We start from the raw sequence: 2,425 nt of genomic DNA on the forward strand, positions 1-2,425 counted from the left end.
CCGGCGACCTAGGAGCAAGGGCCAAGGGCTTCGTCACCAACTCCTACAAGAGCGGTTTAACACCACAGGAATACTTCTTCCACGCCATGGGTGGCAGGGAAGGTCTCGTCGACACCGCAGTCAGAACCGCACAGAGCGGTTACATGCAGAGGAGGCTGATCAACGCCCTTCAGGATCTCAAGGTCGATTACGATGGAACCGTTAGGGAGCCAACGGGAATCATCGTCCAGTTCCGCTATGGAGAGGACGGGATTGATCCCATGAAGAGTTGGGGTGGAAAGACTGTTGACGTGGAGAGGGTGATAATAAGAACCCTCCTCAGGACGAGAGGAGGAAGGTGATATTCATGGTCGCCGAGAAGACAATAAAGGGCCTTGTCGAGAAGGCCGACCTACCAAAGGGCCTCAAGGACGAGCTCTACAGCAAGCTCATTGACTACAACAGGAAGTACAAGCTGAAGAAGGCCGAAGTTGAGGCCATAATCGAGGAGGCAGTGAAGGAGTACCAGAGGGCGCTCATCGAGCCAGGAGAGGCCATAGGGACAGTTGCCGCTCAGTCAATAGGAGAACCCTCAACCCAGATGACCCTCAACACATTCCACTACGCGGGTGTCGCCGAGATAAACGTCACCCTCGGCCTGCCGAGGATAATCGAGATAGTTGATGCGAGAAAGAACCCCTCAACGCCCATCATGACCGTCTACCTCGACGAGAAGCACAGGTATGATAGGGAGAAGGCCCTCGAAGTGGCAAGACGGATTGAGGGGACGAGCCTTGAAAACCTCGCGAGGGAGACCAGCATAGATATTCTCAACTTCGAGTTCGTTGTTGAAATCGACCCCGAGAGGCTTGAGAAGGCAGGCCTTGACATGGAAAAGGTTAAGAGAAAGCTCGAAGGGTCTTTCAAGAGCGCCGAGTTTGAAGTTGATGGATACACCCTCATAGTGAGGCCCAAAAAGGCAGTGAAGCTCTCAGACCTCAGAAAGCTTGCCGAAAAGGTTAAAAAGCACCGCCTTAAGGGTCTCTCTGGCGTCGGGAAGACCATCATAAGGAAGGAAGGCGACGAGTACGTCATCTACACCGAGGGCTCGAACTTCAAGCAGGTGCTCAAGGTTCCTGGCGTTGACCCCACCAGAACGAGGACAAACAATATCCACGAGATTGCGGAAGTGCTTGGAATAGAAGCCGCGAGGAACGCGATAATTGAGGAAATCGTAAGCACGATGCGTGAACAGGGCCTTGAGGTTGACGTGAGGCACGTAATGCTCGTTGCCGATATGATGACCCTCGACGGTGTTATACTGCCCATAGGCAGACACGGTATAGTTGGGGAGAAGGCAAGCGTCCTCGCTAGAGCCGCCTTCGAGATAACTACCCAACACCTGTTTGAAGCAGCTGAGAGGGGAGAGGTTGACCCGCTCAACGGCGTCGTTGAGAACGTGCTCATCGGCCAGCCCGTGCCAGTCGGTACGGGAATAGTCAGACTGGCAATGAGTCTCCCCCTGAGACCGAAAAGGGAGTAGGGAGGTGTAGAGTATGGTTGAATTCGCATTCGAGCTTAGGAAAGCCCAGGACACAGGGAAGATCGTTATGGGCGCCAAGAAGAGCATCCAGTACGCTAAGATTGGTGGAGCCAAGATGATTATCGTTGCGAAGAACGCAAGGCCTGACATTAAGGAGGATATACTCTACTACGCCAAGCTGAGCGGTATCCCGGTTTACGAGTTCGAGGGGACAAGCGTTGAGCTAGGAACCCTCCTCGGAAGACCCCACACCGTCTCAGCCCTCGCAATACTCGATCCGGGTGAGAGCAGGATACTCGCCCTTGCCGGAGGTAAGGAGTGATGCCGCTCAAGCTCAACACAGACCAGATAAAGTACATAGCCCTCTTCGAGAGCATGACCGGGGCGACCGTCCTCGACTGCATCATCGACGCCAACAAGAACAGGCTCATCTACGTTATTAAGAAGGGTGAAATGGGCCTCGCCCTCGGAAAGAAAGGTTCAAACGTCAAGCGCGTCCAGAACATGCTCGGGAAGGACATCGAGCTCATCGAGCACTCGGACAACCCGGAGGAGTTCCTGAGGAACATTTATAAGAGCCTCGGAGTTAAGGTTAAAAAGGTTCACGTCACCGAGAAGAAGGATGGTAAGAAGGTCGCCCTCCTTGACATAGGCCCGCGCGACAAGCCGCGCGCCATTGGAAGAGGCGGCCAGAACATCAACCTCGTGAAAGAGTTGATGGAGAGACACCACGGCATTCATGATGTGATCATAATCTGAGGTGATTGTCATGCCTGGAAAGAAGGCTCCATATGGAGAGTTCGCCGGAAGGAAGCTCAAGCTCAAGAGAAAGAAGTTCCGCTGGAGCGATATCCGCTACAAGAGAAGAGTCCTCCGCCTTAAGGAGAAGAGCGATCCCCTGGG

The 2,425-nt window shown here is 53.8% G+C and carries 3 protein-coding genes and 2 pseudogenes; all 5 read left to right on the forward strand.

All coding sequences use genetic code 11. The features are described from left to right. Nucleotides 1–341 (forward strand): annotated as a pseudogene (locus MVD07_RS04350) (DNA-directed RNA polymerase subunit A'); the annotation flags it as partial. 5 nt (nucleotides 342–346) lie between these two features. Next, the gene (gene rpoA2 / locus MVD07_RS04355) at nucleotides 347–1,522 is read left to right on the forward strand and encodes a DNA-directed RNA polymerase subunit A'' (protein ID WP_297499080.1); all 1,176 of its coding nucleotides are present in this window, start codon (nucleotides 347–349) and stop codon (nucleotides 1,520–1,522) included. 13 nt (nucleotides 1,523–1,535) lie between these two features. Then, nucleotides 1,536–1,844, forward strand: coding sequence for a 50S ribosomal protein L30e (locus tag MVD07_RS04360; protein WP_297499076.1), 309 nt, complete (start codon nucleotides 1,536–1,538; stop codon nucleotides 1,842–1,844). Beyond that, a complete protein-coding gene (locus MVD07_RS04365) occupies nucleotides 1,844–2,281 on the forward strand; it encodes a NusA-like transcription termination signal-binding factor (protein WP_297499078.1) in 438 nt (145 codons plus the stop codon). The genes MVD07_RS04360 and MVD07_RS04365 overlap by 1 nt, the downstream gene beginning before the upstream one ends. Before the next feature lie 10 nt (nucleotides 2,282–2,291). Further along, nucleotides 2,292–2,425 (forward strand): annotated as a pseudogene (gene rps12P, locus MVD07_RS04370) (30S ribosomal protein S12); the annotation flags it as partial.

The organism is Thermococcus sp. (genome assembly GCF_027008145.1).
Lineage (GTDB): Archaea > Methanobacteriota_B > Thermococci > Thermococcales > Thermococcaceae > Thermococcus.